The organism is Thorsellia anophelis DSM 18579 (genome assembly GCF_900111395.1).
In the GTDB taxonomy this organism is placed as follows: Bacteria; Pseudomonadota; Gammaproteobacteria; order Enterobacterales; family Thorselliaceae; genus Thorsellia; species Thorsellia anophelis.
The window spans coordinates 59,704-86,274 of record NZ_FOHV01000002.1 but is presented as its reverse complement, the minus strand read 5'-3'; the positions used below and the strand labels follow the sequence as shown (position 1 = coordinate 86,274).

The following is a 26,571-nucleotide window of genomic DNA, read 5'->3' as shown; positions in this document are numbered from 1 at the left end:
TACAACCTTAGCGACCTAACATGCCTGGTGGCATCATGCCCTTCATACCACGCATCATTTTAGCCAAGCCACCTTTTTTCATTTTTTTCATCATACGCTGCATTTCATCAAATTGTTTGAGCATTCGATTTACATCTTGCACCTGAGTACCAGACCCTGCAGCGATTCTTTTTTTACGTGAACCTTTGATAATATCTGGGTTAGTTCTTTCTTTTAATGTCATAGAATTGATAATCGCTTCCATTCTTGTCATCGATTTGTCACCAACCATATCCATTGCACCAGAAGGTAAATTACCCATACCAGGTAACTTAGTCATTAAATTTGCCATGCCGCCCATTTTACGCATCTGCTGCAATTGCTCTAAAAAATCATTAAGATCAAATCCCTCTCCTTTCTTAAGCTTATTAGCCATTTTTTCAGCTTTTTCTTTATCAACTTTACTTTCAAGCTCTTCAATCAGAGATAGCATATCCCCCATACCCAGAATTCTTGAAGCTAAACGCTCAGGATAAAATGGTTCTAAAGCATCAGTTTTTTCACCTACACCTAAAAATTTAATGGGCTTGCCAGTTATATGCCTAATTGATAATGCAGCTCCGCCTCTGGCATCACCGTCAACCTTAGTTAAAATAACACCTGTTAAGGGCAAAGCATCATTAAATGCTTTTGCAGTATTGGCAGCATCTTGTCCTGTCATTGCATCAACTACAAATAATGTTTCTACAGGATTTAAATAACTATGTATGGCCTGTATTTCATCCATCATATCACTGTCAACATGTAAGCGGCCTGCAGTATCAACAATTAACACATCGAAAAAATTCAATTTCGCGTGTTTTAATGCGTCATCAACAATATCAATCGGCTTTTGATTATTCTCTGATGGAAAAAATGCAACATCTAAAGATTCAGCTAATGTTTGCAGTTGCTTAATTGCGGCAGGTCTGTATACGTCTGCAGAGACCACTAATACTTTTTTCTTATGTTTTTCTTTTAAAAATTTAGCGAGTTTACCTACGCTAGTTGTTTTACCGGCCCCTTGCAAACCCGCCATTAAGATAACAGCAGGTGGCTGAGCTGCTAAATTAAGCGCTTCATTTACATCACCCATGGCAATTTCTAATTGGCGCTGAACAATTTTAATAAACTCTTGACCTGGGGTTAAACTTTTATTGACATCTTGTCCTACTGCATTGTCCTTAACCTGCTTAATAAATTCCCTCACAACAGGCAAGGCAACATCCGCTTCTAAAAGCGCCATGCGCACTTCACGAAGTGTTTCTTGAATGTTGTCTTCTGTTAAGCGACCTCGGCCACTGATATTTCGTAAAGTTTTGGATAATCGTTCTGATAAATTTGCAAACATATTCATTTTCTCAACTAATTTATGGATAGAATTAATAATGTGATTGTAGCAAATATTTTAATTAGATGCTTTGTAATAATTGGTCTCATTTTTTGATCCTTAGCCTGTTCATAACAATGATATACTTACATACTACAAAATAATACATACATTAATTGAGCTCATATACTTTATATATGAAACATTAAAAATTGATTTTAGAGATATCTAAATAAAATACCTCTAGACCAAACGGATAAAAATAGTTTAGTATCAAAGATTACTTAGCCTAATGAGTTTAAAGTGTCATACCAAGCAGCATAAGAATAAAATTAATTATTTTTCATTCTCTTAACTATGATTCATAACCTTTGGGCTCAACCTAAATCTATGTTTAAATCTACATACGTTTCAATTTTGGCATCCTAGCCTATTTTTAAAATGCATTTATCATTTTGTGACTTTACGGAGAGTAATATGACGACAGCAGAGCAAGTACCGCCACCTACAGTAAAAAAAAAGGGATTTCTAGACACAATTGAACGCTTTGGTAATGCTATACCCAATATTACTGTACTCATTTTTTTTGCTTTCTTGATTTGCTTGATTTTATCATTCATCCTATCTAAATTTGATTTTGATTACATCCATCCACTAACACATGAAAAAATTGTGATTGTGAACCAAATGACAGAGCAAGGTCTATTAAATCTAATTACCGGTTTAGTCGGTAATTTTATGGGATTTCCGCCCCTAGGAATTACAATTGTTGCAACACTAGGAATTGGAATAGCAGAGGCAAGTGGATTTTTACAGGCTATTTTAAAAAAGCTTTTGCGTATTACACCTCGTAAAGCACTTACCCCTTTAGTTGCATTTGTTGCGGTTGTCAGCCATGTTGCTTCTGATTCTGCTTATGTATTTTTAATGCCTATTGCTGCTTTAATGTACTATAACTATGGCAGGCATCCATTAGCTGGCATTGCTGCAGCTTTTGCCGGCTTAGCTGGTGGTTTTTCCGCAAGTTTTCTCCCCTCAAATATCGACCCAATTATGCAAGGCTTTACGCAAGATGCCGCTCATATTGTCGATCCGACTTACTCTGTTAATGTATTAAGCAATTATTTTGTTAGCCTAGGTGGAACGATTGGAGTAATCGGAATGTGCTGGCTTATTACGGATAAATGGGTAGAGCCTCGCTTAAATCGCAATATACCGATTGCTTTTGGCGAACAAAAAGGTTCTGTAAAAGAAATGACCTATATGACGCCGCTTGAAATTAAAGCGTTTAGATTTGCTATGCTAAGTCTTTTACTACTAGCTGGTGGATTAACTTTATGGGCATACCCAGAATCATCTATTTTAAGATTTGAAGGGTCATTAACCAGTAATAAATCACCTCTTATGAACATGATTGTTCCAATCCTATTAGTATTCTTCTCTGTACCGGGTATCATTTATGGGTATATTACAGGGAAATTTAAATCTAGTAATGATATTGTTAAATCGATGGAAGGGATTTTAACTACTTTAATCTCGTTCTTTGTCTTTGCGTTTGTCTGTGCTCAGTTTTTATATATTTTCAAAGTGTCTAATATTGGTACATTACTCGCATTTTCAGGTGCAGATCTATTAAAAAGCCTTGCGCTACCAAGTGGTATTACTATTATAGGGGTGATCATATTAACAGGTTTATTAAATATTCTGATTACCTCCGCTTCAGCAAAATGGTCAGTTATGGCTCCAGTTCTTGTCCCTATGCTAATGGCGGTAGGGATTTCACCCGAATTGACTCAAGCAAGTTTTAGAATAAGTGATTCTGCAGTCAATGTTGCCACCCCTATGTTCCCATTTTATCCTTTAATTATTTCATATTGCCAAAAATACTTTAAAGGGACAGGAGTGGGCACTTTAAGTTCAATGATGATTCCGTATACATTAGGTTTATTACTTGTATTAACTGCAACTTTATTTATTTTCTGGGGATTTGAGATACCTCTTGGTATAGGTAGTCAGTTCCATTGGAGCCCGCCTGATACACAAGTATTAAATGCCATGCCATAAGAAGCATCATCATTCTGCCCTACTAAATAATAGGTTTAGTACTAAACCTATTATTTATCCTCGAAAAATTTCGCCAGTTATCGCATCTCTAATAGTAGTTGGTTTTCCAAGTCCACCTACATTGCCTTCACAAATCACCACTGATTGACCAAATTGCTCAAATACTTCTTCAGCATTTCTCGCCGGTTCATAACCAGATATATTGGCGCTTGTTGAAACAATTGGCTTACCAAAATGTTGACATAACTTGTTTACTATTGGGTGAGCACTGACTCTCACTGCAATAGTGTCAAACTCACCTCGTAAGTAATGAGGCGTAGTATTTTTTGAGGGCATAACCCATGTATATGGACCTGGCCAAGTTTGAGTAACGGCTTCTAACTGGATTTGACTCATAGCATCAAGCTCAATGTAGGGCTGCAATTGCTCAAAACTGGATGCAATCAGAATTAATCCTTTTTTGAGAGATCGTTGCTTGAGATGGTAAAGCGATAGAACGGCTTGCTCGTTATCAGGATCGCATCCTAATCCAAATACCGCTTCTGTTGGGTAGGCTAATAGATGGCCTAATGCTAATGCTTGCGCTGCTTCTAAAACTGTTGAGACAGAAAATACAGGGTTAAGGTTAGTGGTCATAAAGGCCTTTGAGGTTAATTAAAACTATGGTTAAGTAACTATTTTACTGATCAAGGCTCTGTTTGAATATCAGAGTGAAAATCACATTTCTTGCTTGCACACTGGTAAATAACCCCTTTAGTATTTCTTTTTTCTAATAATATAGGCAGTTGACACTTAGGGCAGCTTTTAGCAATTGGTTGCAAATTAACAATGAATTTGCAAGTTGGATAAGTAGAACATCCCCAAAAACGCTTACCAAACCGAGATTGTCTAGAAATTAAATGCCCTTCTTGGCAGCTAGGACATTCAATTGACTCATTTTGTTCAAGCGAATGCGTTTTTTGTGAATCATTCGTATTGTGCGTTGAGATAGCATAATGGCATGATGGATAATTTACACAACTGATAAACATCCCATACCGCCCCTGTCTTAACACTAATGGGCTTTGACAAAGCTCACAGTGTTTTTCAGGCAACTCTTTAATTACGGTGGTTTCCGACTGCGGTTTAAAAGATTGAATATGATGACATTCAGGATAATTAGAGCAGCCTAAAAAAGGACCTTTACTGCTCGATTTTATCACAAGTTTTGCTCCGCATAGGGGACACTCCGAGTGTTCCTCTAACTTAAACAGCCCTTTAATAGGTTTTGATTCATCTGAACTCATAAAGCCTCCGAGCGCTACTATGACAGTCAACTTGGAAAACGTTCACTTCAAAGCAATTACAACTTGCCAAAGTAATAATAATAAACGTATTTCAAGAGTTTCAATTGACGTTTAATTCGACTTGGCTGACTAAGTAGTCTATAAAGCCATTCTAAGCCCATATTTTGCCAGACGAGTGGCGCTCTTTTTACTCGACCAGTAAATACATCATAGGTCCCTCCAACTCCCATATAAAGAGCATTAGGATAAGCTGCTTTACAGGCACGAATGAATAACTCTTGCTTAGGAGAACCCATTGCCACTGTGACAATTTTTGCTCCGCTTGCTTTAATGCGTGCGATTAAATCCGTTTCTTCATCAGATTTAAAATAACCATCTTGACTATCTACAATATTAACTTGCCAAAGTTGATTCAGCTTTTGCTGTGTTTCCGACAACGTTTCAGGTTTCCCGCCTATCAAAAAAACAGGTGTATTATGCTTTCCCGCTTTTTCCATCAGAGCTTCCCAAAGATCAGCTCCCGCAATTCTAGTGATTTGAGTGCCTGGGTACTTACGTTTTATTCCCTTAACAATACTGATGCCATCAGGATATTTATATTCTGCTTCATGAATTAAAGTAGCAAGCTCGCTATTTGTTTCAGCGGTGAGTATCTTCTCTGCATTAATTGCGACTAAAGCACCCGTTTTAACATCACCATTTTCAAATAGATAGGATAGAAAATGATTTTCATCTGCAAATCCTGCTATTGAAAACCCTCTAATTTGGTACGTGGTAATCTGTTCCAATTTAAACTCCGTGAATATATAAATAATAACATTTTTTCAAGCGTATTTGCTTTGAGATATGTAGCGCTTTAAACTTATACCATTCGCCTTATCTTAAAATAGACATACTTACCTGCAACCAACATCCAATAGACAATCTTGGCCAGTAAAACACAGAGAGCAAAAATTATGACAAAGAAAATCAGTCTTGAGAAAAAAGCATCAATGCCCTCCCTCACTAGCACAATTATATTGAAAATCGCACCGAAGCAAAATGCTTTCAAGATAGCAGCTCGGTAAATATTTGTCTCTTCACTTCCGGATTTGTATAAAACATCAAAAGCACGAATAACCCACGCCACAAAAATTGCGCCAAATGGAATTAACGCCACTCCCCCCATAATCAAAATGGAACCAAGCATCGTCGGTGAATAAGCTAATCCTGAAAAAATATTTAAGAGTTCCCAAGTAAAATAATTCGCCGTATTAACAATTGTATCAGGTCTTTCAGGCCAAAGAGATTTTGGAATAAAAACATAAAAATCTCTCAAAATAGGCATTAAACCTTGAGTTTCGATTTTGTCATAATTATCAAAAATTTTAGCAACACTCTGCCAAGGAGAAAAGGTATCTCTTGTCAGATATAAAAAATGATAAAAAGCTTCAGGTCCTGAAACATCTAATCCATAACGCATAATCGCAAGCGCAAACATCCCTACGACACCAAGCAAACCAGCTAAGATAAGCATCCAAAGTGTTATCCACCCTCTTGTAATGCCGATAAACAAGAATAACGCAAACGCAATTAGGATATTTGCGCGCGTGCCACCTACCACAATGTAAGTGAATAGCCCAAACGCTGTACAAATACCTAAAAAAAGTAACCAACGTATTTGTGTAGGTTTTAAAAAATAAACAACTAACATAGCTGGAATAAAAAAATAAAAAAACCGTTTTAAAGCAACCCCTGATACACCACTTGAAAAAATCTCACTATAACCATCGAGCTTAAATAATAAAAATCCATTTTGAATAAAAAAGACGCCTAATGTACCAATAGAGATAAAAGCTAAAAATAGAACCGTTAGATAAACTTCCAATCGAGTGAAATTTAACAGTGGCTTTGCTTTATTTCTGTTATAAGTTGATTTAGCGGGGATTAATTTTGTGTGATATGCAAGCGAATAAATGCCATAAAATAAGGTTGCACTCAATAATGTGTAAGCCAACGAAGTTGTTGTTTCAACTTGCACCTGGTATCCAAAAATTAACATCACTGTAAATGGAAACCCGAAATAAAATGTCAATAAAAATAGCAAAGAAAAAAGTATATGAAAGTTAAATTTATCTCGCTGGTAGGCCTTTATTGTCATTAAGCCGACAAATCCAATTGAAAAGAGATAAATGACTAATAATAAACTTAACTCAGGTAATGACATGCTCTTCTCCTGTGAGATTACTCAATGCCTGCGCCCAATCTGACATATAGTTAGGTGATAAAAAACCTATTTTCTCGATTTCAACTTGATTAAGATTAGTTTGTAATTCAACAAGTGAATCAATATCCATTTGACTTGTTGTTAAAAAATAAGGAATGTTTTCGTAACTTAAGTCCACATGAAAAGCATTTTCAGAATGTAGCACAAATGGTACACATTGCTGAATACATAATGAAATAGTCCCAATGCCCTGCTGCCTTTCAAATAAGAAATAAGCTAAATCACATTTTGATAAGCATTTCAAATAGTCTTCAAATGGCAATCTTACTTTCAAAATATCAACTGAACCTATATTAAATAAATGATTCGCTTTTTGTTCTACTTCTGCAATATAAGTTTGATTATTTTCAGGATAACCCATAGGAATAATGATTCTCACATTTTGTCCAAATGTTTTATAAATCAAATCTAAACCCAACAAATGATGATTTGTTTTATCACCCGAATTACCAAGTAGTATGGTTAGCTCTCTTTCTTGCGATTGTAACCGCTCTAATCTATGCCTTTTAACATCAAGACTAGGCGTTAAGTCATAGTTCATTTTTGTTGGAAAATATAATCGCTTTATTTTAGAATGTGTTATACGCTTGGCAAGAACTTCTGCATCACCCTTTGTTGCAAAAAACCACTCAATACGCTGTTGTGCAAAACGCCTTATAAAATAAAAAAATTTATATTTGAGACTAGTTTCTTCTTCATAAAGATCGGCTCCCCAAATATGCCAAGCAAATCGACTTCCATCAAGTTGATTGAGAATAAGGCTAAACCATATTTTCGGATTAAATTGTCCGTGCAAAAAATAACGACACGTTTTATGTGTCTTAGCATGCTCAATCAATGCTAAAGCTAATTGTTTTTTACCTTCATAGCACTCAATTGAAAGATCAGGGTAATCTAGACGGTATCTTTCAGATTGTTTCGGATCAAGGGTATCAACCGCTACCATGAATTTTATAGGTAACGTTTTATGAGTGAGTTTAGTGATGTGCTCTTGGAAAAATGAAAATACAGTCGTATTATGATGGGTAATAGGGGAACCTAAAATATGTATGAGATCAGCCATAGTGATAATTTCAATGATAGTTAATAAAATAGATAACGCAGGATCTTATCAATTGGTAATTTATAGAAAGATACTCTATGTCGTATGTGTTTGAACTAATGATAACACAGCTTGCGCTGCTTTCTCATCGGCATTACAACGAATCTGTAAATGAAGATCTCTAAAAATAGATTTTAGCGCATTATTATGCTCTACATCACTGAGTAGTGGTGTTAATCCATTAACAATATTCGAAACTATGCAATCATCTTGCAGAAGTTCTAGCACTACCTGTTTATTTGCTAGTAAGTTTGGTAATGAGATAAATGGGGTTTTAACTAGCCTTTTGCCAATAAAATAATTAAGCCCACGCATTTTATAACCAACAACCATAGGTGATTTTGCAAGCATGCACTCTAGTGTTGCGGTGCCAGATGCTAATAAAGTTGCATCAGCAGACGTTAGAACATCTGTAGATTTGCCTTCAAATACAGTTAGTGGTAAGTTAGGAGCAACTTTAGCTTTTATGTCTAAAAAAGCCTTCTTCTTAGTTTCATTTACCATAGGTACAATAAATTTAAGATTAGGTATTTTGCTCAAGAGTTCTTCTGCCGCTTGTAAAAAAACAGGAGTGAGTAAAGTAATCTCAGCGTGCCTTGAACCTGGTAAGATAGCTAAATACAAACCCTCTGGTTCAAGTTTCAATCGATTTCTTGCGCCATTTTTATCTGGTTCAAGTGGTAATTTATCCGCTAAGGTATGTCCAACAAATAAGCAAGGCACTTCAAATTTATCATAAAAAGCTTTTTCAAATGGCAATAACGCTAGCACTAAATGTGTTGCCTTTGCAATTTTAAAAATCCTTTTTTGTCGCCAAGCCCAAACAGAAGGGCTAACATATTGAACTGTTTTGATACCAGATTGCTTTAGTTTTGATTCTAAGGTTAAATTAAAATCTGGTGCATCAATACCTACAAATACATCTGGTTTTAATTCTGTAAACCGTTTAACTAAATCACGGCGAATGGATAATAGCCTTGGCAAGCGAGCTAATACCTCAACTACTCCCATAACGGCTAGCTCTTCCATCTCATACCAAGCTTCACATCCCATCGCTTTCATTCTAGGACCAGCTATTCCAACAAATCTAACATTGTTGTATTGTTGCTTGATAGCAGCAATTAATCCGGCACCAAGAATATCACCGGAGACTTCTCCAGCGACTAGACCTATTATAATTGGTTTATCTTCTTGAGATTGCATCAGATTAATTTTGCCCACGAATAATGCCACGTTTGGATAGGGCAAAAAACTCAGTGAATTTATTGAGCACAGTATGGGTATTTGATAACTCTGCGATTGATTGCTTCGCCTCATCTAAACTGTTGCTATTGCGATACAAAATTTTATACGCATCTCGAATCGCGAGAATGTCTGATTTACTAAATCCTCTACGCTTTAACCCTTCAAGATTAACACCATATGGTATTGCATGATTACCCTGTGCAATTATATAAGGAGGGATATCTTGAACAACACCAGAGCAACCACCTAACATCGCATGAGAGCCCACTACGCAAAATTGATGCACGGCGCTTAGTCCACCGATAATCACAAAATCCCCTACCGTGACATGCCCTGCCATGGTTGCATTATTAGCAAAAACACAATTATTTCCAATGATACAATCATGGCCGATATGGGTGTTAATCATCATAAGGTTATCATTTCCAACAACGGTAACACTATTACCCTGGATTGTACCTCTTTGAATCGTCACGCCTTCACGAATTGAATTTCTGTCGCCAATAACAACGCTTGTAGGTTCACCTGCATATTTGAGGTCTTGATTTATTCCCCCTAATACAGCAAATGGAAAAATTGTGTTATGTTCACCTATTTCAATAATACCGTCTATGACAACATGAGATTTAAGAACTGAATGAGCGCCAATCTTAGCCTGTCCACTTACCGTACAAAATGGGCCTACAACAACATTTTCGCTAATAATCGCACCCGGTTCAATAATAGAACTTGGGTGAATAACAGCAGTAGGGTGAATAAATGGAGATGCTTGGCTTGATTGTGTCATAATTTAGTCTCCTACGCGTCGACGAGCACACATCATTGATGCTTCACATGCTATCTCACCGTCAACTTTTGCTACACCTTTGAACCTAGCAACCCCTCTTCTTTCTTTGATAAATTCAACTTCAAGAACAAGTTGGTCACCAGGCATAACAGGCCGTTTGAATCTTGCTTCATCAATTGCAGCAAAATAATAGAGCTCTCCATCAGCGAGCTTGCCGACACTTTTAAAAGCAAGTATACCTGTCGCTTGAGCCATAGCTTCAAGAATGAGAACGCCAGGAAAAATTGGTTTACCTGGAAAATGGCCTTGAAAAAAAGGTTCATTAAACGTGACATTTTTAATAGCGACAAGCGATTTACCTAGATTGACGCTTACCACACGATCAACTAACAAAAATGGGTAGCGATGTGGAAGAAGCGTTAAGATTTCTTCAATATCAATAGTAATTGGATCTTGCTCTGCTAGTTCTACTTGTTCTGATTGATTAGCCAAAATTATTTACCTGTTTAAAATTTTATAATTAACAAATCCATTTGCATACACTTTTAAAATAAGATTCACGAGCTGTGAATAATAATTATGATTCATTCACATCCATATTATCAGTACTATTTGAAGATTTAAGTTCTTTTTCTAATACCTTAATCCGTTTATTCATCTTATCTATGTTCATAACAAGAGCTGCGGTTTTTCGCCATTCTTTGTTTGTCTGTAGTGGAATACCAGATGAATAAATACCGGGTTTATCAATTGGTCTCATCACCATGCCCATTCCTGTCACTACAACACCATCAGCAATGCTCATGTGACCGTTTAGAACGCTCGCTCCACCTATCTGGCAGTTAGATCCAATTTTTAAGCTACCTGCTAGTGTCACACAGCCGGCAATTGCTGTATTCTTACCGATATGTACATTGTGAGCTACTTGGCATAGATTATCTATGATAACACCGTCTTCTATGACAGTATCACCTAATGCCCCTCTATCTATTGTCGTGCAAGCGCCGATTTCAACTCTATTGCCTATAATAACTCTGCCAAGTTGTGGTATTTTAATCCAATTTCCTTGGTGATTTGCATATCCAAAACCATCAGATCCAACCACTGCAGAAGATTGAAACAAACAATCTTCCCCTATTTCAACTTCATGATAAACGCTAACATTAGCCCAAAGCTTTGTTCTTGCACCAATTTTAGTATATTTACCAATAAAGCAACCAGCCCCAATAACAACATCGTCTCCAAGCACGACGCCATCTTCAATGACTGCATTAGCACCAATCGACACATTCTTGCCTAAGACAGCACTCTTAGCAATAACTGCATATTTAGAGATATCTGTTGCAGGTTTAGGGGTCGTATCTAATAATCTTGCAATCTTTGCATAAGCAAAATAGGGGTTCTTTACCACTAACTTAACAAGATTATCTGGGCAAAAAGGTAAATCTTCTTCTGTTAAAATAACTGCAGCTGCTTTACAATTTACTAAATCATCTCGATAACGAGGATTAGATAAAAAAGTAATTTCTGTATTCTTAGCCGATAAAAGTGAAGCTAACCGACTAATTGCAATTGTTTCATCTCCTAGCACAATCGCGTCAATTTCAGCTGCGATATCTTTAACTATTAATGCTTGCATGTTTAACCTTACTTAGCTTTAGTAAATTTTGCTAAAACTTTTTCAGTGATATCAGTTGAATCTTGGCGGTATGTCACTGCTGTTGAGTCAATTACAACTGTAAAACCTTCTGCTTCCGAAATGGTTTTAACTTGTTCTTGAATTTGAGTTAATAATTCAGCACGCTTAGTATTCTCTCTTTCTTGGTTATCTTGCTGAAATGATTGCGCCTCAGCAGCAAATTTATCACGCATTGTTTTAATTTCATTTGCTAATTTTTCACGATCAGCGTCTTTCATTTTATCGCCTTCAGTATTAATTTTTTTCAATTTATCTTGAAGGTCTTTTTCCATTTTTTGCAAAGACTCTGCTCTTGGTTGAAACTCAGCTTCTAGCTGTTTGGCAATTTCAGCACGCTCAGGCATATTCTGAAAAACATATGCAATATTCACAACGCCTAGTTTATCCTCTGCAAAAGCCGTAGTACTCATCAATGCAGCAGCGATCAATCCTAAATTTAATAATTTTTTCACATCTGACTCCTAAAATAATGGTTATGAACAATAATCAATAATATTTTTATAAAATAGTTAAGCACTAGATAAATTAAACTTCACTCACTCTAATTTACCAAGTTCGTCCAATATTGAATTGGAATTCTTCTGATTCATCTCCTGCATAATCTTTGACAGGAACTGCATAAGAGAAAATTAATGGTCCTAATGGTGATACCCACTGCAGCGCTGCACCCGCTGATGCACGATATTCAGTTGGGGAACCATAATCAGGAATACCTGCTGCTTTTGTTGCTGCAGTGTTTTTCCATTTCGTATCCCAAACTGTCGCTGAATCAATAAATAGCGATGTACGTAGTGAATTAGAATATTCTTCACTCACAAATGGAGTCGGCGTGATTAACTCTGCAGTCGCAACAACTAGCGCATTCCCCCCAATCGCATCGCCAGGATTTCCTATGCACTTGGAATCATTTAGATTCGTACAGGAAACTGGGACTGCCCGAGGACCTATGCTATTGCCCGCAAACCCGCGTAATGAACTTGAACCCCCACCATAGAAATTTTCATAAAATGGCATATATTTCCCACCAAAACCATCACCATAACCTAAGCGACCACGTCCAAGTAAGACCCATTTTTGTTTTTCATCTAATGGCAAATAATTTGAGATATCGGCATTGATTTTATAGTATTGGTTATCAGAGCCAGGCACAGTGATTTTCGAACTCACGTTTGCTCTCATTCCGTCTGTTGGGAAAAAACCTTTATTTAAACTATTATAATTCCAGCCTAACGTTAAGTTAAAATCGTTAGCGTTAAATGAATATCTATTTCCACCTGAGGAATCGACATCTTTACCTAACGCATCAAAGTAACGGACTGTATCAATTCTTGCTTGAATATCTTTGATATCATTATGTACATACCCTAACCCTGCGCGCAGTGTAGTTGTTTCACTAACAGGCACACCCATCAAAATATCAGCACCATAGCTGCTATTTGTATAACTATCTAGATCTGCATCTGATGCATCAAAAGCATTGTAGAAAATTCTACCCCCTAAACTCACGCCATCTGCAGTAAAATAAGGATTAGTTAATGAAAGATCAACAGATGTGTCTGACTTATTAGTTGTAGCATTAATTCCAACCGTATTACCTGTTCCGAGCCAGTTGTCTTGTTCTACACCAACTTGGAAACTTAAGCCACTCTCTGTACCAAATCCAACACCGACATTGAAAGTACCAGTATTACGTTCTTTGACACGATAGACAACATCAACTTGATCTTCTGTTCCTGGCACTCTGACAGTTTCAACTTCAACACTATCAAAATACCCTAGTCTATTTAATCTTTCACGGCCTTGTTCAATTTTATCGCTTGCAAGCCATGCCCCTTCAAATTGGCGCATTTCACGGCGTAAAATTTCATCTCGGCTAATATCATTTCCTTCAAAAGAAATTTGTCTAACATAAAAACGGCTACCTGGACTGACATTCACATACAGAACTACTTGCCCTGCATCATCAATAAATTCAGGTTCAACTAATACTTGAGGATAGGCAAACCCATTTGCCCCTAATAATTCTTTTACAGAGTTTTCTATTTCAGTTACACGTTGTCCACTAAATAAGGTGCCTGGCTCAACATGAGAAAGCTCTTCAATTTTACTATTCAAACCAACTAGCTCACCACGAACAACCACATCAGACACTTGGTATTTTTCACCTTCAGTGATATTGATAGTCACAAAAATACCTGTTTTATCTGGCGTCAAGCTAACTTGAGTTGAATCAATTGTAAACCTAGCAAAACCTTGATCTAAGTAAAAATTCCTTAGCTTCTCTAAATCACCTGCCAAAGTTTGTTTTTGATACTGTTTATTACCCATGATATTCCACCATGGTAATGTATCACGTAAATCAAATTTACTGATAAGCTCTTTGGATGTGAATTGTTGATTGCCAACAATATTAATTTGCTGTATTTCAGCAGAAGCGCCTTCACTAAAGACAATGTTAAGATCGACACGATTTCTAGGTAGAGGAGTAACAACGGCTTTAACCGCTGCATTATATTTGCCAGCACTGTAATAAAAATCAGCTAAACCCTTTTCAATATCTGCTAAGGCATTTCTATCTAGACCTTCACCAACTTTTACGCCTGATGCTTCTAGATTTTGAGTAAGTTGATCTTCTTTAACTGCTTTATTACCCGAAAATGTAATACTTGCAATAGTTGGACGTTCAGTGACTTGAATCACTAGTGAATCACCGTCTCTTAAAACTTTAACATCTTCAAAATTTCCTGAAGCAAATAAAGAACGAATAACATCTCCAACAGATTCATCATCTATTGTATCACCCGTTCTTACAGGCATATTAAGTAATGCAGCTCCTTCATCTACTCTTTGTAATCCTTCAAAACGAATATTTTGGAGCACAAAACTGTCCGCTAATAGTGTCGTACTAGCCAAAAAAAGTGAGGCAGCAACCACATGCTTTATTGGATGGCGTTTAAATCGTGCTAACATGCTTTTAACATGTTTAGTGTTTTTAGTATTCATAGATTTTTTCATTGGTTTATTCTTCATGAAAATTGTTTAAATTATCTAAAGCTAATACGCACATTGTTAACATTAGAGTGCAGTTTTTAACTATGCAATTTTATATCAAAACCGCATAAAATCGCTAATGAAAGTTAATCCCATTAATAGTATGAGCAAAATCGCTCCCACAAAATAAAAATTCTGCTGTATTTTTAATGAAACCGGACTTCCTTTAATCTTTTCTACAGCAAGGAAAAGCAAGTGTCCACCGTCTAATACAGGGATCGGCAGCAGATTCATTATCCCTAAATTGATACTCAAAAATGCTAAAAAAGCTAAATAGGCACTCATACCAAAAGAAAACTGTGAACCGGCTGCTTGCGCAATTCCAACTGGCCCAGCGATATCATCAATACTAGCATTTCCTTTAACTGCATCAACCAAAAATCCTAGTATCAATCCTACTTTTTGAGTCAGCATTTTACTGGCAATCCAGAGACTTGTTAATGGATTATAGCGATTATTGAGCATATATTCATCCTTTAACGGATCATTTGCAAATGAAATCCCTATTCTACCTTTTGATATCTCTTTATCACCTTGTTTATCAACAATTTTCTCTGGGGTAATCATAACATCAATTTCTGTAGAATTACGCATAAGAGTTAAATAAACTGTTTCATTTGCATGATAATTAATAAAATGGATAAATTCTTGGCGGCTATTTACTGGCTCTGCATTCATATGTGTAATTATATCGCCAGGCTGTAGTCCTGCTTTCTGCGCGGGACTATCTGATAAAACTTCTTGAATATTCAGTGGGTATTCTGGAAAAACAATACCTAAACTTGTTAAGGCAACTTGATTTTGAGGATCAAACTGCCAATCACTTAATGATAACACTCGCTCAAACTCATACGTTTCATCATCCATATCTTGTAATATGAGTGTTGCTGAGCTAGTCTTATTTTCAGCGAGTTTATGTAAGATAGCCTCGGCCGTAATAAGTGATCGCGCATCTTGTCCATTAATTTCCATTATCACTGTATTAGCTGGTATATTAGCTTGAGATGCAATTGACATTGGTTCAACAGATAAAATAACAGATTTTCTAGATTCAAATCCTATCATTGCTAATAGCCAAAAAATAAAAAAGGCCAATATAAAATTCGCAAGTGGGCCTGCTGCAATAATCATAGCGCGCTGAGCGATTGTTTTATTGTTAAATGCTTTGTCTTTTAAAGTGTGATTTACCTCTGCAACTCTTTCATCTAGCATCCTGACATAACCACCTAGAGGTATCATAGACAAACTAAACTCTGTTCCATTCTTATCATACCAACTATAAAGCTTAGGGCCAAATCCAATAGAAAACTTCTCAACTCTAACGCCACATTTTCTTGCCACAATAAAATGTCCATATTCATGGATAACAACTAATATACCGATTGTGACTAAAAATAAAAGTAAATTAAACATACCACCTCAAGCTTCTATTAACTAGATTTCATCATTAGTTAATCTATGCATTAAATCCATTAATTGCAAATTGTAAAAGCATAAAAAAAATAGGAACAGCAGCTGTTAAGCTATCTATTCTGTCAAAAACACCACCATGCCCAGGAATTAACTGACTGCTATCTTTTACTCCAGCTTCCCTCTTAAACATACTTTCAGCTAAATCACCAAAGACTGAGACAATTACAGTTATAACTGAAATAATAAAAAACTGTAAGGTCGTTACAGGAATAAATTCTGGTTTGAACAACAACACTCCTACAGGTAATAAACATGAGAAAAATAGAGCTCCTCCAAAACCTTGCCAAGTTTTCCCTGGAGAAACTTTTGGTGCTAATTTATGTTTACCCCATTTTTTTCCAACAAGATACGCACCTGTGTCGCTTATCCAGACTAAACATAAAACATACATGACCCACCAAGGACTCATTGCTTTAAGCTCAACCATGCCAACAATAAAAGGAAGTAGGATAAAAAGAATGAATAAGGATTTTAAGAAATGGGTTTGTTTCCAAATCATGCTAGATTTAGGATAAGTTAAGACTAAACCGATAACAGCGACCCACCATCCAATTGAAATACTTAAAATAAGATGATTCACCATTGCAGTCTGAATCGGGGTAAATATTGCAGCACAAGCAATCACTACACAGGTAAAAATAGCACCTAACAACATGCGCATAGCAGATGATTTGATGTGCATCATATTAGTCCATTCCCATGCTGTTAAGCCTCCAACAACTGCTAAAACAGCCGTAAACCAAAATGAGTCTAAATAAAAGAGCCCACCTATAGCTAAAGGGATAAGTATTAAAGATGTAATAACCCGTTGTTTAAACACATTGGCTCCTTAGAAATAAGCACAGATAAAAAATATTTTTCGATCTGTAGTACAAAATGTATTACGCAGTTTAGTATAACAATCACTATTATCACTTAAAGACCACCAAATCGCCGAATACGATTAGAAAAAGCAGCAATAGCTGTATTGAACTCATCTTCATTAAAATCAGGCCAAAAACAGTCTGTAAAATAAAGCTCAGCATAGGCTATTTGCCATAGTAAAAAGTTACTTATTCTACATTCTCCACCTGTACGTATTAAAAGATCAACATCAGAAACAGTGCGATCTGCGATCAATTCAGTAAGCATTGTTTCATTAATCGCCTCAATAGATTGCTGCCCTGTTTGAATTTGCTGAAATAGTGTCTTTACTGAATCCGTTATGTCCCAACGTCCGCCATAATTAGCAGCTATATTTAATTTCAGCCCACTATTATTTTTCGTAAGCTCGTGTGCTTTAGCTATTTCATTTTGTAAACGTTGATTAAATCCGCTTATATCGCCAATAACCTGTAGTTTAATATTATTTTCATGTAATTTAGGGACTTCGGTTTTTAATGAACGCAAAAAGAGTTCCATTAATCCAGTCACCTCAGCACTCGGCCTTCGCCAATTTTCACTACTAAAAGCATAAAGCGTTAATACTTTAATGTTTGCAGATATAGCAGCTTTAACGGTTGTTCTGACTGCATTTGCTCCGGCCCTATGTCCTGAAATACGAAGTTTACCTCGTAATTTCGCCCATCTTCCATTGCCATCCATGATTATAGCAACATGCTTAGGTTTCGTATTTTCTTCCATTATGCGGCTTCTACACTCGTTTAGCGATAAGTTCATTAGTCTTAACTCTAACTTCTTTATCTATTTCTAGCACCTCAGCAACTGACTCTGGCTCTGAATAAACATATTGAGATAACATCATATCATTAAGTCTAAATATATCAGAAAATTGGATTCTTTTATCCAAAAAAGCAGCAACAATCACTTCATTTGCTGCATTCAAAATAGTTGTTGCAACCTGTCCGGCTTGAGATGCTTGTTTTGCTAAAAATAAACAAGGAAATCTATCTTTTGTAGGCTCCTTAAAAACAAGAGGCTCTAAATTAAAAAAATCTAATTGTTGCGCAGGCGAGTGTTCTCGCATAGGGTAAGTTAATGCATGATTAATTGGAATAGCCATATCCGCATTACCCATCTGAGCAATGACACTACCATCATTATATCTCACCATTGAATGGATAATAGACTGAGGGTGAAGAATCACTTCCATTTCTTCTAAACTCGCATTAAATAACCATCTTGCTTCAATGAATTCTAAGCCCTTATTCATCATCGTAGCAGAATCAACTGATATTTTTGCTCCCATATTCCATTTGGGGTGAGTAATAGCTTGCTGAACCGTAATCAATTTAAAATCACTTAATGGTGTATTTAGAAAAGGGCCGCCTGACCCAGTGAGAATAATTGACTTGATACCATTATCAGCTAAAGAAACTTGCCCTAGATTAGATTGCAGCGCTTCAGGCAAGGACTGAAAAATAGCATTATGCTCACTATCGATAGGTAATAACGTGGCGTTATGCTCTTTTACTGCCTGCATGAACAACTTGCCACACATGACAAGCGATTCTTTATTTGCAAGTAATATTCGTTTACCTGCCTTAACTGCAGCTAAAGTCGGAACAAGCCCAGCACCGCCAACAATCGCAGCTATCACCTGATCGATATCCGGATGAGCAACAACATCACACATCGATTGCTCACCAAATAATAATTCACATTCAAATTTTTGACTGCCATGCATTTGAAAGTAATTATTAAGTTGTTTTGCGAGTGAATCTCTTGCTTCGATATTAGCCATGACAATAAACTTTGGCCGATATCGTATGGCTTGTTCAAACATAACTTTATCGTTTCCACCCGCAATCAGAGCAAACACGTTAAACTTATCACTATGTTCCGTTATCACGCGAAGTGAGGTATGGCCTATTGATCCTGTTGAACCTAAAATAGCAATTTGTTGCATAGACTTTTCCGATTACGCAAAACTAAAAAATTAAGCAGTGAAAAAAAACGCGTGAGCTAGTTAATCACTTAATACTCACGCGTCTATTCATCTCATTAGCCATTAAGACTAAAAAGTCATTAATTCAGTTTCTTTTTCACCTAAAGCTGCATCAACTTTTTTAATCACAGCATCTGTGATTTTTTGAATTTCATCCTGTGCTTTGCGTTCTTCATCTTCACCGATCTCTTTATCTTTCAATAATGCTTTTAATTTATCATTCGCATCACGGCGCACATTACGTACAGAGACTCTACCTTGCTCTGCTTCTGCTTTCACAATTTTAATTAAATCTTTACGACGTTCTTCAGTTAAAGGCGGTAACGGTACCCTAATCGTCGTTCCAGCTGAAGAAGGATTTAATCCTAAATCAGAGTTAATGATTGCTTTTTCCACAGCAGGTCCAATTGAACGATCAAATACAGTAACAGCAAGTGTTCTTGAATCTTCAGCGGTGACGTTTGCTAATTGACGTAGTGGTGTTAACGAACCGTAATAATCAACTTGTATACCATCTAAAATGCTTGGAGAGGCACGCCCTGTGCGAATTTTAGAAATATTATTTCTAAACACTTCCAAGCATTTTTCCATTCTTGCTTCAGCGTCTTTTCTAATGTCACTAATTGTTTGCATAATATTATCCTAATTTAATTATATTTGACTGACTTAAGAAATCAAAGTGCCTTCTGTTTCTGTCAGAATCACATTTCTGAGTGCACCTGTCTTATTCATATTAAACACACGTATTGGCATTTTATGGTCTCTTGCTAAGGTGAATGCGGCAAGATCCATTACTTTAAGCTCTTTTTCTAATACTTCCTGATAGGTTAATCTTTCATACATAACTGCTGTTGGGTCTTTTTCAGGATCTGCGGTATAAACACCATTAACTTTTGTTGCTTTCAATACCACATCCGCTTCAATCTCAATACCACGCAAGCAAGCTGCAGAATCAGTTGTAAAAAATGGATTACCTGTACCAGCAGAAAAAATAACGACTTTATTTTCTTTTAACAAACCGATAGCATCTGCCCAGTTATAATCTTCACACACGCCATTAAGTGGAATTGCTGACATGAGTTTTGCATTAACATAAGCTCTATGGAGTGCATCGCGCATCGCAAGCCCGTTCATAACAGTTGCAAGCATTCCCATATGGTCGCCAACAACACGGTTCATACCAGCCTTTGCTAATCCGGCACCGCGAAATAGATTTCCGCCTCCAATGACAACACCAACTTGGACGCCTAATTCAAGCAATTCTTTGATTTCTTGGGCCATTCTATCCAACACAGCCGGATCAATCCCAAATCCTTCAGCACCTTGCAGAGCCTCACCACTGAGTTTAAGAAGAATTCGACGATAAAGTGGTTGTGAATTTTTGGCCATAGGTTATCCTCTATATAACTTTGAAATTATTAAATTTAAATAGTATAAATAGATTTAATAATTAATTGATTAACATTGATTATTGATATTTCGAGAGTGAAATTTTCAAAATAGTCTAATAAAAATAGAGAAATCAATAATGAATGCTAACATATTTTTTATTGATGAGTTCTAAAAAAATAGATTATTATAAGATTTGATCCTTATAGTATTAGCATATATTAATACCATAAGGATCTTTATCAAATTAAACGCCTTTACTCATAGCTGCAACTTCAGCTGCAAAGTCCGTTTCAACTTTTTCAATGCCTTCACCTACTTCAAAGCGTACAAAAGTACTTACTTTAGCACCTTTTTCTTGTAGCATTGCACCAACAGTTTTATCTGGAGACATAACAAATGGTTGGCCTGTTAATGAGACTTCACCCGTAAATTTACGCATGCGCCCTTCAACCATTTTTTCTGCGATATCACGTGGTTTACCTGACTGCATCGCGATATCCAATTGAATTTGATGCTCACGATTAACAACATCAGCAGGTACATCTTCAGGATTAACATATTCAGGTTTGCTTGCTGCAACATGCATTGCAACATGCTTAATAGTTTCATCATCAGCACCAGACGCAGCAACGATAACACCGATACGTGCACCATGCAAATAAGCGCCTAATTTCTCGCCTTCTACTAAAGAAACACGACGAATTGTGATGTTTTCACCGATTTTAGCAACTAGAGCCGCACGTTGCTCTTCAAACTTTGCTTGTACTGCTTCAATATCGGTCATTTTAGCCGCAAGAACTGCTTCAATAACTTCTTCACCAAACGCCATGAAACCTGCATCTTTAGCAACAAAGTCTGTTTCGCAATTTAATTCAACTAGCATACCAAACGTACCACAACTTGCAATTTTAGCAAGAATGATGCCTTCAGCTGCAACGCGACCTGCTTTTTTAGCTGCTTTTGCTTGGCCTGATTTACGCATATTATCAATGGCTAGCTCAATATCACCGTTACTTTCAACAAGTGCTTTTTTACATTCCATCATGCCTGCGCCGGTACGCTCACGAAGTTCTTTTACGAGTGCTGCAGTAATATCTGCCATATTTAAATCCTCTTAAATGGAGTGCTATCTTTTGATTGAACACATATTTATAACAAAAAAGGCCTTATTCAGGCCCTTTAAAGAATATATCTGCATATTGAATTCAAGAATAAGGCCTTATGCTATATAACCAAAAGCAATTTAAACTCAACATGCTTTAATGATTATTCAGCAGCGCTTTCTTCTGCAGCAGCTGGGATTATTTCCACTTCTTGCGAACGACCTTTACGTACTGCATCAGCAGCAGCAGTTAAATAAAGTGTAATCGCACGAATAGCATCATCATTACCAGGAATAATATAATCGATACCATCTGGGTTAGAGTTTGTATCAACTACACAGAATACTGGAATACCTAAATTATTTGCTTCTTTAATTGCAATGTGCTCATGTTCAGCATCAATGATAAATAGTGCATCAGGTAAACCATTCATATCCTTGATTCCACCAAGGCTGTTTTCTAACTTTTCAAGATCACGTGCACGAAGTAACGCTTCTTTTTTAGTTAACTTGTCAAATGTACCGTCTTGTGATTGTTTTTCTAAATCTTTTAGCAAACCAATTGATTGACGAACTGTTTTCCAGTTAGTTAACATGCCACCTAACCAACGGTGATTCACATAATATTGATCACAGCTTTTAGCCGCTTCCTTGATTGCTTCACCTGCAGCACGCTTCGTACCAACAAATAGAATTTTACCTTTACGAGCAGAAATTCTGCTTAACTCAGCAAGTGCAGCATTAAACATAGGAACAGTTTGCTCTAAGTTAATGATGTGAACACGGTTACGTGAGCCAAAAATGAATGGTTTCATTTTTGGATTCCAATAACGAGTTTGGTGACCGAAATGAACGCCTGCTTGTAGCATATCGCGCATTGAAACTGTTGTCATAATAGACCTCTAATCATATAAATGGGGTTTTGCCTCCATACATCCCAATAGACCGACCTAGTTTTTATCTTATTTAAGATAAACTTGATAAAATCATGGCACCCCGGCTATTGTGTCGATGCATGTGTGTATTTACACATGTAAACCCAGAGCTTAATAAAACTCTAGACATACCAGCGGTTATAGTCGCAACGTAATGCAATTAATTTTTGATTAATTAACCAGGTTAAATAACCAATAAATAAGAGCGCTTTTGCGGCGCGCTTTATATCATATTTTGAATATTAAGACTAGCTTTTTCAACTTATTTTACCCTATTTAGGTAAATTAGCAGCACAAGTCATATTTTTATCTTTTGGGAAAAATAGTTCAAACCGTGTTCCTACTGCCCTATTTTTAACAGTTATCCGCCCTTTATGTAATTGCACAATCGCTTGTACAATCGATAAACCAAGACCATTACCTTCACTGTTACGGCTTCGCTCTACTCGATAAAATCGTTTAAAGATATGATTAATTTCAGATTCATCAATTCCTATGCCTGAATCAGTAATCGATAAAAATGTACACCCATCTTGCTCAGATAACATAATTTCTATTAATCCTCCAGATGGCGTGAACTTAATTGCATTATCAATAAGATTAATACAGATTTGAAACAGTAAATTACGATCGCCATAAACTTTAGCCGTTTTTATCACACTGTTAATACTGATATTTTTCTCATCACACAATGGGGCATATAGTGCTTCAGCATCCCTAACAATATCATCAAAATCAACCAATTGAAACTCTGCACGTTTTTTACCGCTTTCAACCTCTGCAATCCTAAGTAAACCATTAAACATACTTAATAAGCGATCAGCTTCACTAAGTAACTCTTCTTTAAGTTCAGCCGGCTCAACTTGCTCTAAGTCATTTCTTAAGCGGGTAAGTGGCGTTCTGAGATCGTGGGCAATATCATCCGTTACTTTTTTCATGCCTAGCATTAATGATTCAATTTCATCAAGCATCGTATTTAAGACAATTTCAAGCTTACTTAAATCATCCCAGTATCTATCTCTGGCAATTCGTTTACTGATATTTCCTGTAGTGATAATTTCATTGGCAATCCGTGAGATAGAATTAACTTTATTAACGACGAATTGCCCAATAATATAAAAACATAAAATTAGCATGAGCGTAATAACAAAAATAACCCAGCCAAAAGTCATAGCAAACCATCTGGCTGTTCTGAATTCATCAATATTACGAGCGACAATCAAATAATTACCTTCTTCTACCTGAACTGATTTAGAAAGATAATTACTTTCCAAAGTTAAATTCTCAAGTTGTTGAAAAAAGGATAGGTCATCAGCACCACCACCTTGGGCGATTTGATATTGAGTCAATGTAGGAGTATTTTGTTGTAGCTCATTTAAAAATGGTGACCAAAATGCCTTATTCCCAATTAATACTTCATTCTGTTTAGAGAATAAACCGTAAATAAACGTATTTTGAGGTGTATCATTATGCATGCTTAGCGCTTTTTTTAACGCGTTGCTATCGATTTGATCTAACATTAATAAGCGAGACATTTCTGCATCTATTGCGGCGCGTGATTCTGCTAAAAAACCATCACTATTGACAACAGAAATAAAATAAAAAACAAAGCATGCAACACTAAGTAGAAGTATGGAACACAATGTCGCCATAAAAAAACTAGAACTTTGCCTGAAATTTTTAATCGTTGATGTCATGAAAACCTTGCTCATCTGAGATGCTATGTATACTATCGTCTATAATATATCCAGATCCTCTAATTGTTTTAATAATCTTATTTTCAAATCCTTTATCAATTTTATTTCGTAAGCGACTGATATGAACATCAATGACGTTAGTTTGAGGATCAAAATGGTAATCCCAAACATGTTCAAGCAACATAGTGCGAGTGACCATTTGTCCTTTATTACGGAGTAAATATTCCAATAATCTAAATTCCCTTGATTGAAGCTCTATCTCAACTCCATTTCTCGTTACTTTCCTAGCCAACAGATCCATAACTAAATCATGCGCAACTAATTCTGTTTGCCTGACATCGCCTTTACCACTGCAGCGCTCAATTAACACTTCAACTCTAGCCAATAGCTCTTCAAAGGCGAAAGGCTTGACTAAATAATCATCCGCCCCAGATCTTAATCCCTTGACTCTATCATCTACCTTTCCCATTGCGCTTAATACTATGATAGGAATTTTATTTGACGCCGCACGTAAAGTTTGTACTATTGTCAGTCCTTCTATACCAGGTAACATTCTATCAACAATTAACGCATCATACTGTTCAGTCATAGCTAAAAATAAGCCAGTTTTGCCCTCTTCAGCTATATCAACATTATGACCAAGCTCTTTAAATCCCCTCTCGATGAATTGAGATACTTTTTTATCATCTTCTATTACTAATAATTTCACATCTGCTCCAGTCTACTCTGTCAGTGATGCCAAAACAATAAACTATCATATCGGTTTTTAAGTGATTGCTAACTCTAGCATTACCCTTAATCTAACACACCTATTTAATTTGAACTATCAGGATAACTTATTGATTAAAAATTAAACACTTATCGTCTGACTAAACGATGGTACAACCAATAAGGCAATGACGTGAAACATTTCATTAATAACGTAAATCGTTTAGGGAAATGAATTTCAAACTGGTTATGCTTCAATAATCCAGAGACAATTGCTGTTGCTGCTTGTTCTGGTGCAATAATAAAGGGCATAGAGAACTGGTTTTTATCTGTTAACCGAGTTTGAACGAATCCAGGATTGATAAGTTTAATGTCTAACTTGCGACCATATTCTGCATGAATGGATTGCACAAAGTTAATTAAACCAGCTTTACTCGCGCCGTAAGGTTGTGCATTTGGCAATCCTCTGTATCCTGCAACACTTGCGCAAAATACAAGCTGAGAATTAGGTATGTTTAGTAGATCATTTATCATCAATTGCGTAATGTACATAGGACCGAGCAAATTTGTTTCTACAATAGATTTCACCCAACTTAATTCTAATTGAGCAGTATCCATAGGATGATATATACCAGACATATAAACCACACAATCAAGCTTATCTAATCTATTATATATGATAGACTTAGCTTCTTGCAGACTATCAAATGCACTTGCATCACAAGGAATAACAAGATGTGTTTGCCCATTTGATTTGTCTAGTTGTTCATGCAGCGAAATGAGCAAATTCTCATCTCGCGAACTAATCACTAAAGTTGCACCTTTTTTAGCAAGTTCAATAGACAATGCTCGGCCAATACCACTACTTGCCCCAATAATCCAGTAAGTACGATCAATCATACTGTTTTTCATAATGCCACCTAAAGCTTGTTAGAAAAATAAACCAATCGCCACTTAAACGACCGGACTATTGTACTTCAATTGCCTCTACAGGGACTTTTTGCATAAAAACGGTCAGCTCGGCAACGGTAATACCAAATTTTTTCATATACGAACGATTAATCACAACCCCATCATTCATTGCCCACATCCAATCATCAAATTTTAAACGATAAGTTGTATCATCAACAGGAACATCCATTTCATAAACCCAATTTATCGCATTACCAAATGCAGACCCCTTAGCTGTACCTAGAATGTCCCCTGCTTTACCTTCGTAGGTTAACTCATCAATTTTGGTAATTTCCCATGTGCGATTTTGGACTTTTCCACTATCATAATAAGTAAACACTTCTTCTAATTTGCCTTTATTACCTTCCCATGAGCCATGCATAACAACATCAAATCGAGTAATAACATTACCACTTCTATCTTGGATAAATCCCCAAGCTTTGATAGGCCCATTGAAATAGTCTTCTAATTTTAAGGGTGGACTTTGATTAACATATTGCTGGCCATCAATACCACCACATCCAGCTAATAAGGCAGAAAAACCTGCAAAAAGCATTTTAATGTTCATGATTTAATCC

At 36.4% G+C, this 26,571-nt stretch carries 25 protein-coding genes; 1 reads left to right on the top strand and 24 read right to left on the bottom strand.

Annotation, left to right across the window (positions count from 1 at the left end):
- Positions 1–7: 7 nt before the first annotated feature.
- A complete protein-coding gene (gene ffh / locus BMW37_RS01605) occupies positions 8–1,369 on the bottom strand; it encodes a signal recognition particle protein (RefSeq protein ID WP_093317143.1) in 1,362 nt (453 codons plus the stop codon).
- A 456-nt stretch (positions 1,370–1,825) separates the two neighbouring features.
- On the opposite strand from ffh, the gene BMW37_RS01600 reads away from it, so the two are divergent.
- Positions 1,826–3,412, top strand: coding sequence for an AbgT family transporter (locus BMW37_RS01600; RefSeq protein WP_093317141.1), 1,587 nt, complete (start codon positions 1,826–1,828; stop codon positions 3,410–3,412).
- A gap of 54 nt (positions 3,413–3,466) precedes the next feature.
- Here BMW37_RS01600 and tsaC read toward each other — a convergent pair whose 3' ends face one another.
- The 23 genes from tsaC to BMW37_RS01485 form a co-directional block, all read right to left on the bottom strand.
- Positions 3,467–4,048: an L-threonylcarbamoyladenylate synthase type 1 TsaC gene (gene tsaC / locus BMW37_RS01595; RefSeq protein ID WP_093317139.1), complete on the bottom strand. Its 582-nt coding sequence runs from the start codon at positions 4,046–4,048 to the stop codon at positions 3,467–3,469.
- 50 nt (positions 4,049–4,098) lie between these two features.
- The gene (locus BMW37_RS01590; RefSeq protein ID WP_093317136.1) at positions 4,099–4,698 is read right to left on the bottom strand and encodes a DNA topoisomerase family protein; all 600 of its coding nucleotides are present in this window, start codon (positions 4,696–4,698) and stop codon (positions 4,099–4,101) included.
- A 56-nt stretch (positions 4,699–4,754) separates the two neighbouring features.
- On the bottom strand, positions 4,755–5,486 hold the full coding sequence (gene wecG, locus BMW37_RS01585; RefSeq protein WP_093317134.1) for a lipopolysaccharide N-acetylmannosaminouronosyltransferase: 732 nt from the start codon (positions 5,484–5,486) through the stop codon (positions 4,755–4,757).
- A 74-nt stretch (positions 5,487–5,560) separates the two neighbouring features.
- On the bottom strand, positions 5,561–6,904 hold the full coding sequence (gene wzyE / locus BMW37_RS01580; protein ID WP_093317131.1) for an ECA oligosaccharide polymerase: 1,344 nt from the start codon (positions 6,902–6,904) through the stop codon (positions 5,561–5,563).
- Positions 6,891–8,027 (bottom strand): TDP-N-acetylfucosamine:lipid II N-acetylfucosaminyltransferase family protein, encoded by a 1,137-nt coding sequence (locus BMW37_RS01575; RefSeq protein ID WP_093317129.1) that lies wholly within the window; start codon positions 8,025–8,027, stop codon positions 6,891–6,893. The genes wzyE and BMW37_RS01575 overlap by 14 nt, the downstream gene beginning before the upstream one ends.
- A gap of 75 nt (positions 8,028–8,102) precedes the next feature.
- Positions 8,103–9,269 (bottom strand): lipid-A-disaccharide synthase, encoded by a 1,167-nt coding sequence (gene lpxB, locus BMW37_RS01570; protein WP_093317431.1) that lies wholly within the window; start codon positions 9,267–9,269, stop codon positions 8,103–8,105.
- Positions 9,270–9,273: 4 nt separating this feature from the next.
- Positions 9,274–10,098 (bottom strand): acyl-ACP--UDP-N-acetylglucosamine O-acyltransferase, encoded by an 825-nt coding sequence (gene lpxA, locus BMW37_RS01565; RefSeq protein WP_093317126.1) that lies wholly within the window; start codon positions 10,096–10,098, stop codon positions 9,274–9,276.
- Between the two features lie 3 nt (positions 10,099–10,101).
- Positions 10,102–10,590 carry a 3-hydroxyacyl-ACP dehydratase FabZ gene (gene fabZ, locus BMW37_RS01560; RefSeq protein ID WP_425441743.1) on the bottom strand — a complete coding sequence of 163 codons (489 nt, stop codon included), beginning with the start codon at positions 10,588–10,590 and terminating at the stop codon, positions 10,102–10,104.
- Positions 10,591–10,675: 85 nt separating this feature from the next.
- The gene (gene lpxD / locus BMW37_RS01555) at positions 10,676–11,737 is read right to left on the bottom strand and encodes a UDP-3-O-(3-hydroxymyristoyl)glucosamine N-acyltransferase (RefSeq protein WP_093317124.1); all 1,062 of its coding nucleotides are present in this window, start codon (positions 11,735–11,737) and stop codon (positions 10,676–10,678) included.
- Positions 11,738–11,745: 8 nt separating this feature from the next.
- Entirely contained in the window at positions 11,746–12,249 is a 504-nt protein-coding gene (locus tag BMW37_RS01550) for an OmpH family outer membrane protein (protein ID WP_093317121.1), read from the bottom strand.
- Positions 12,250–12,343: 94 nt separating this feature from the next.
- Complete coding sequence (gene bamA / locus BMW37_RS01545; protein WP_093317426.1) at positions 12,344–14,767, bottom strand: outer membrane protein assembly factor BamA; 2,424 nt, start codon at positions 14,765–14,767, stop codon at positions 12,344–12,346.
- A gap of 138 nt (positions 14,768–14,905) precedes the next feature.
- The gene (rseP, locus tag BMW37_RS01540) at positions 14,906–16,261 is read right to left on the bottom strand and encodes an RIP metalloprotease RseP (protein WP_093317118.1); all 1,356 of its coding nucleotides are present in this window, start codon (positions 16,259–16,261) and stop codon (positions 14,906–14,908) included.
- 43 nt (positions 16,262–16,304) lie between these two features.
- Positions 16,305–17,141: a phosphatidate cytidylyltransferase gene (locus BMW37_RS01535; protein ID WP_093317116.1), complete on the bottom strand. Its 837-nt coding sequence runs from the start codon at positions 17,139–17,141 to the stop codon at positions 16,305–16,307.
- Positions 17,142–17,236: 95 nt separating this feature from the next.
- The gene (locus BMW37_RS01530) at positions 17,237–17,944 is read right to left on the bottom strand and encodes an undecaprenyl pyrophosphate synthase (protein ID WP_093317113.1); all 708 of its coding nucleotides are present in this window, start codon (positions 17,942–17,944) and stop codon (positions 17,237–17,239) included.
- A 10-nt stretch (positions 17,945–17,954) separates the two neighbouring features.
- On the bottom strand, positions 17,955–19,169 hold the full coding sequence (ispC, locus tag BMW37_RS01525) for a 1-deoxy-D-xylulose-5-phosphate reductoisomerase (protein ID WP_093317111.1): 1,215 nt from the start codon (positions 19,167–19,169) through the stop codon (positions 17,955–17,957).
- Positions 19,170–19,277: 108 nt separating this feature from the next.
- Positions 19,278–19,841 (bottom strand): ribosome recycling factor, encoded by a 564-nt coding sequence (gene frr / locus BMW37_RS01520; RefSeq protein ID WP_093317108.1) that lies wholly within the window; start codon positions 19,839–19,841, stop codon positions 19,278–19,280.
- A gap of 33 nt (positions 19,842–19,874) precedes the next feature.
- The gene (pyrH, locus tag BMW37_RS01515) at positions 19,875–20,597 is read right to left on the bottom strand and encodes a UMP kinase (protein ID WP_093317106.1); all 723 of its coding nucleotides are present in this window, start codon (positions 20,595–20,597) and stop codon (positions 19,875–19,877) included.
- A 247-nt stretch (positions 20,598–20,844) separates the two neighbouring features.
- On the bottom strand, positions 20,845–21,702 hold the full coding sequence (tsf, locus tag BMW37_RS01510; RefSeq protein WP_093317103.1) for a translation elongation factor Ts: 858 nt from the start codon (positions 21,700–21,702) through the stop codon (positions 20,845–20,847).
- 164 nt (positions 21,703–21,866) lie between these two features.
- Entirely contained in the window at positions 21,867–22,595 is a 729-nt protein-coding gene (gene rpsB / locus BMW37_RS01505) for a 30S ribosomal protein S2 (protein WP_093317101.1), read from the bottom strand.
- A 314-nt stretch (positions 22,596–22,909) separates the two neighbouring features.
- Positions 22,910–24,334, bottom strand: a complete 1,425-nt coding sequence (locus BMW37_RS01500) for a sensor histidine kinase (RefSeq protein ID WP_177168552.1) — start codon at positions 24,332–24,334, stop codon at positions 22,910–22,912.
- A complete protein-coding gene (locus BMW37_RS01495; RefSeq protein WP_093317096.1) occupies positions 24,318–25,043 on the bottom strand; it encodes a response regulator transcription factor in 726 nt (241 codons plus the stop codon). Before BMW37_RS01495 ends, BMW37_RS01500 begins: the two co-directional genes overlap by 17 nt.
- A gap of 149 nt (positions 25,044–25,192) precedes the next feature.
- Positions 25,193–25,954, bottom strand: coding sequence for an SDR family NAD(P)-dependent oxidoreductase (locus BMW37_RS01490; RefSeq protein ID WP_093317094.1), 762 nt, complete (start codon positions 25,952–25,954; stop codon positions 25,193–25,195).
- Positions 25,955–26,009: 55 nt separating this feature from the next.
- Positions 26,010–26,561: a DUF3833 domain-containing protein gene (locus BMW37_RS01485; protein WP_093317092.1), complete on the bottom strand. Its 552-nt coding sequence runs from the start codon at positions 26,559–26,561 to the stop codon at positions 26,010–26,012.
- Positions 26,562–26,571 lie beyond the last annotated feature (10 nt).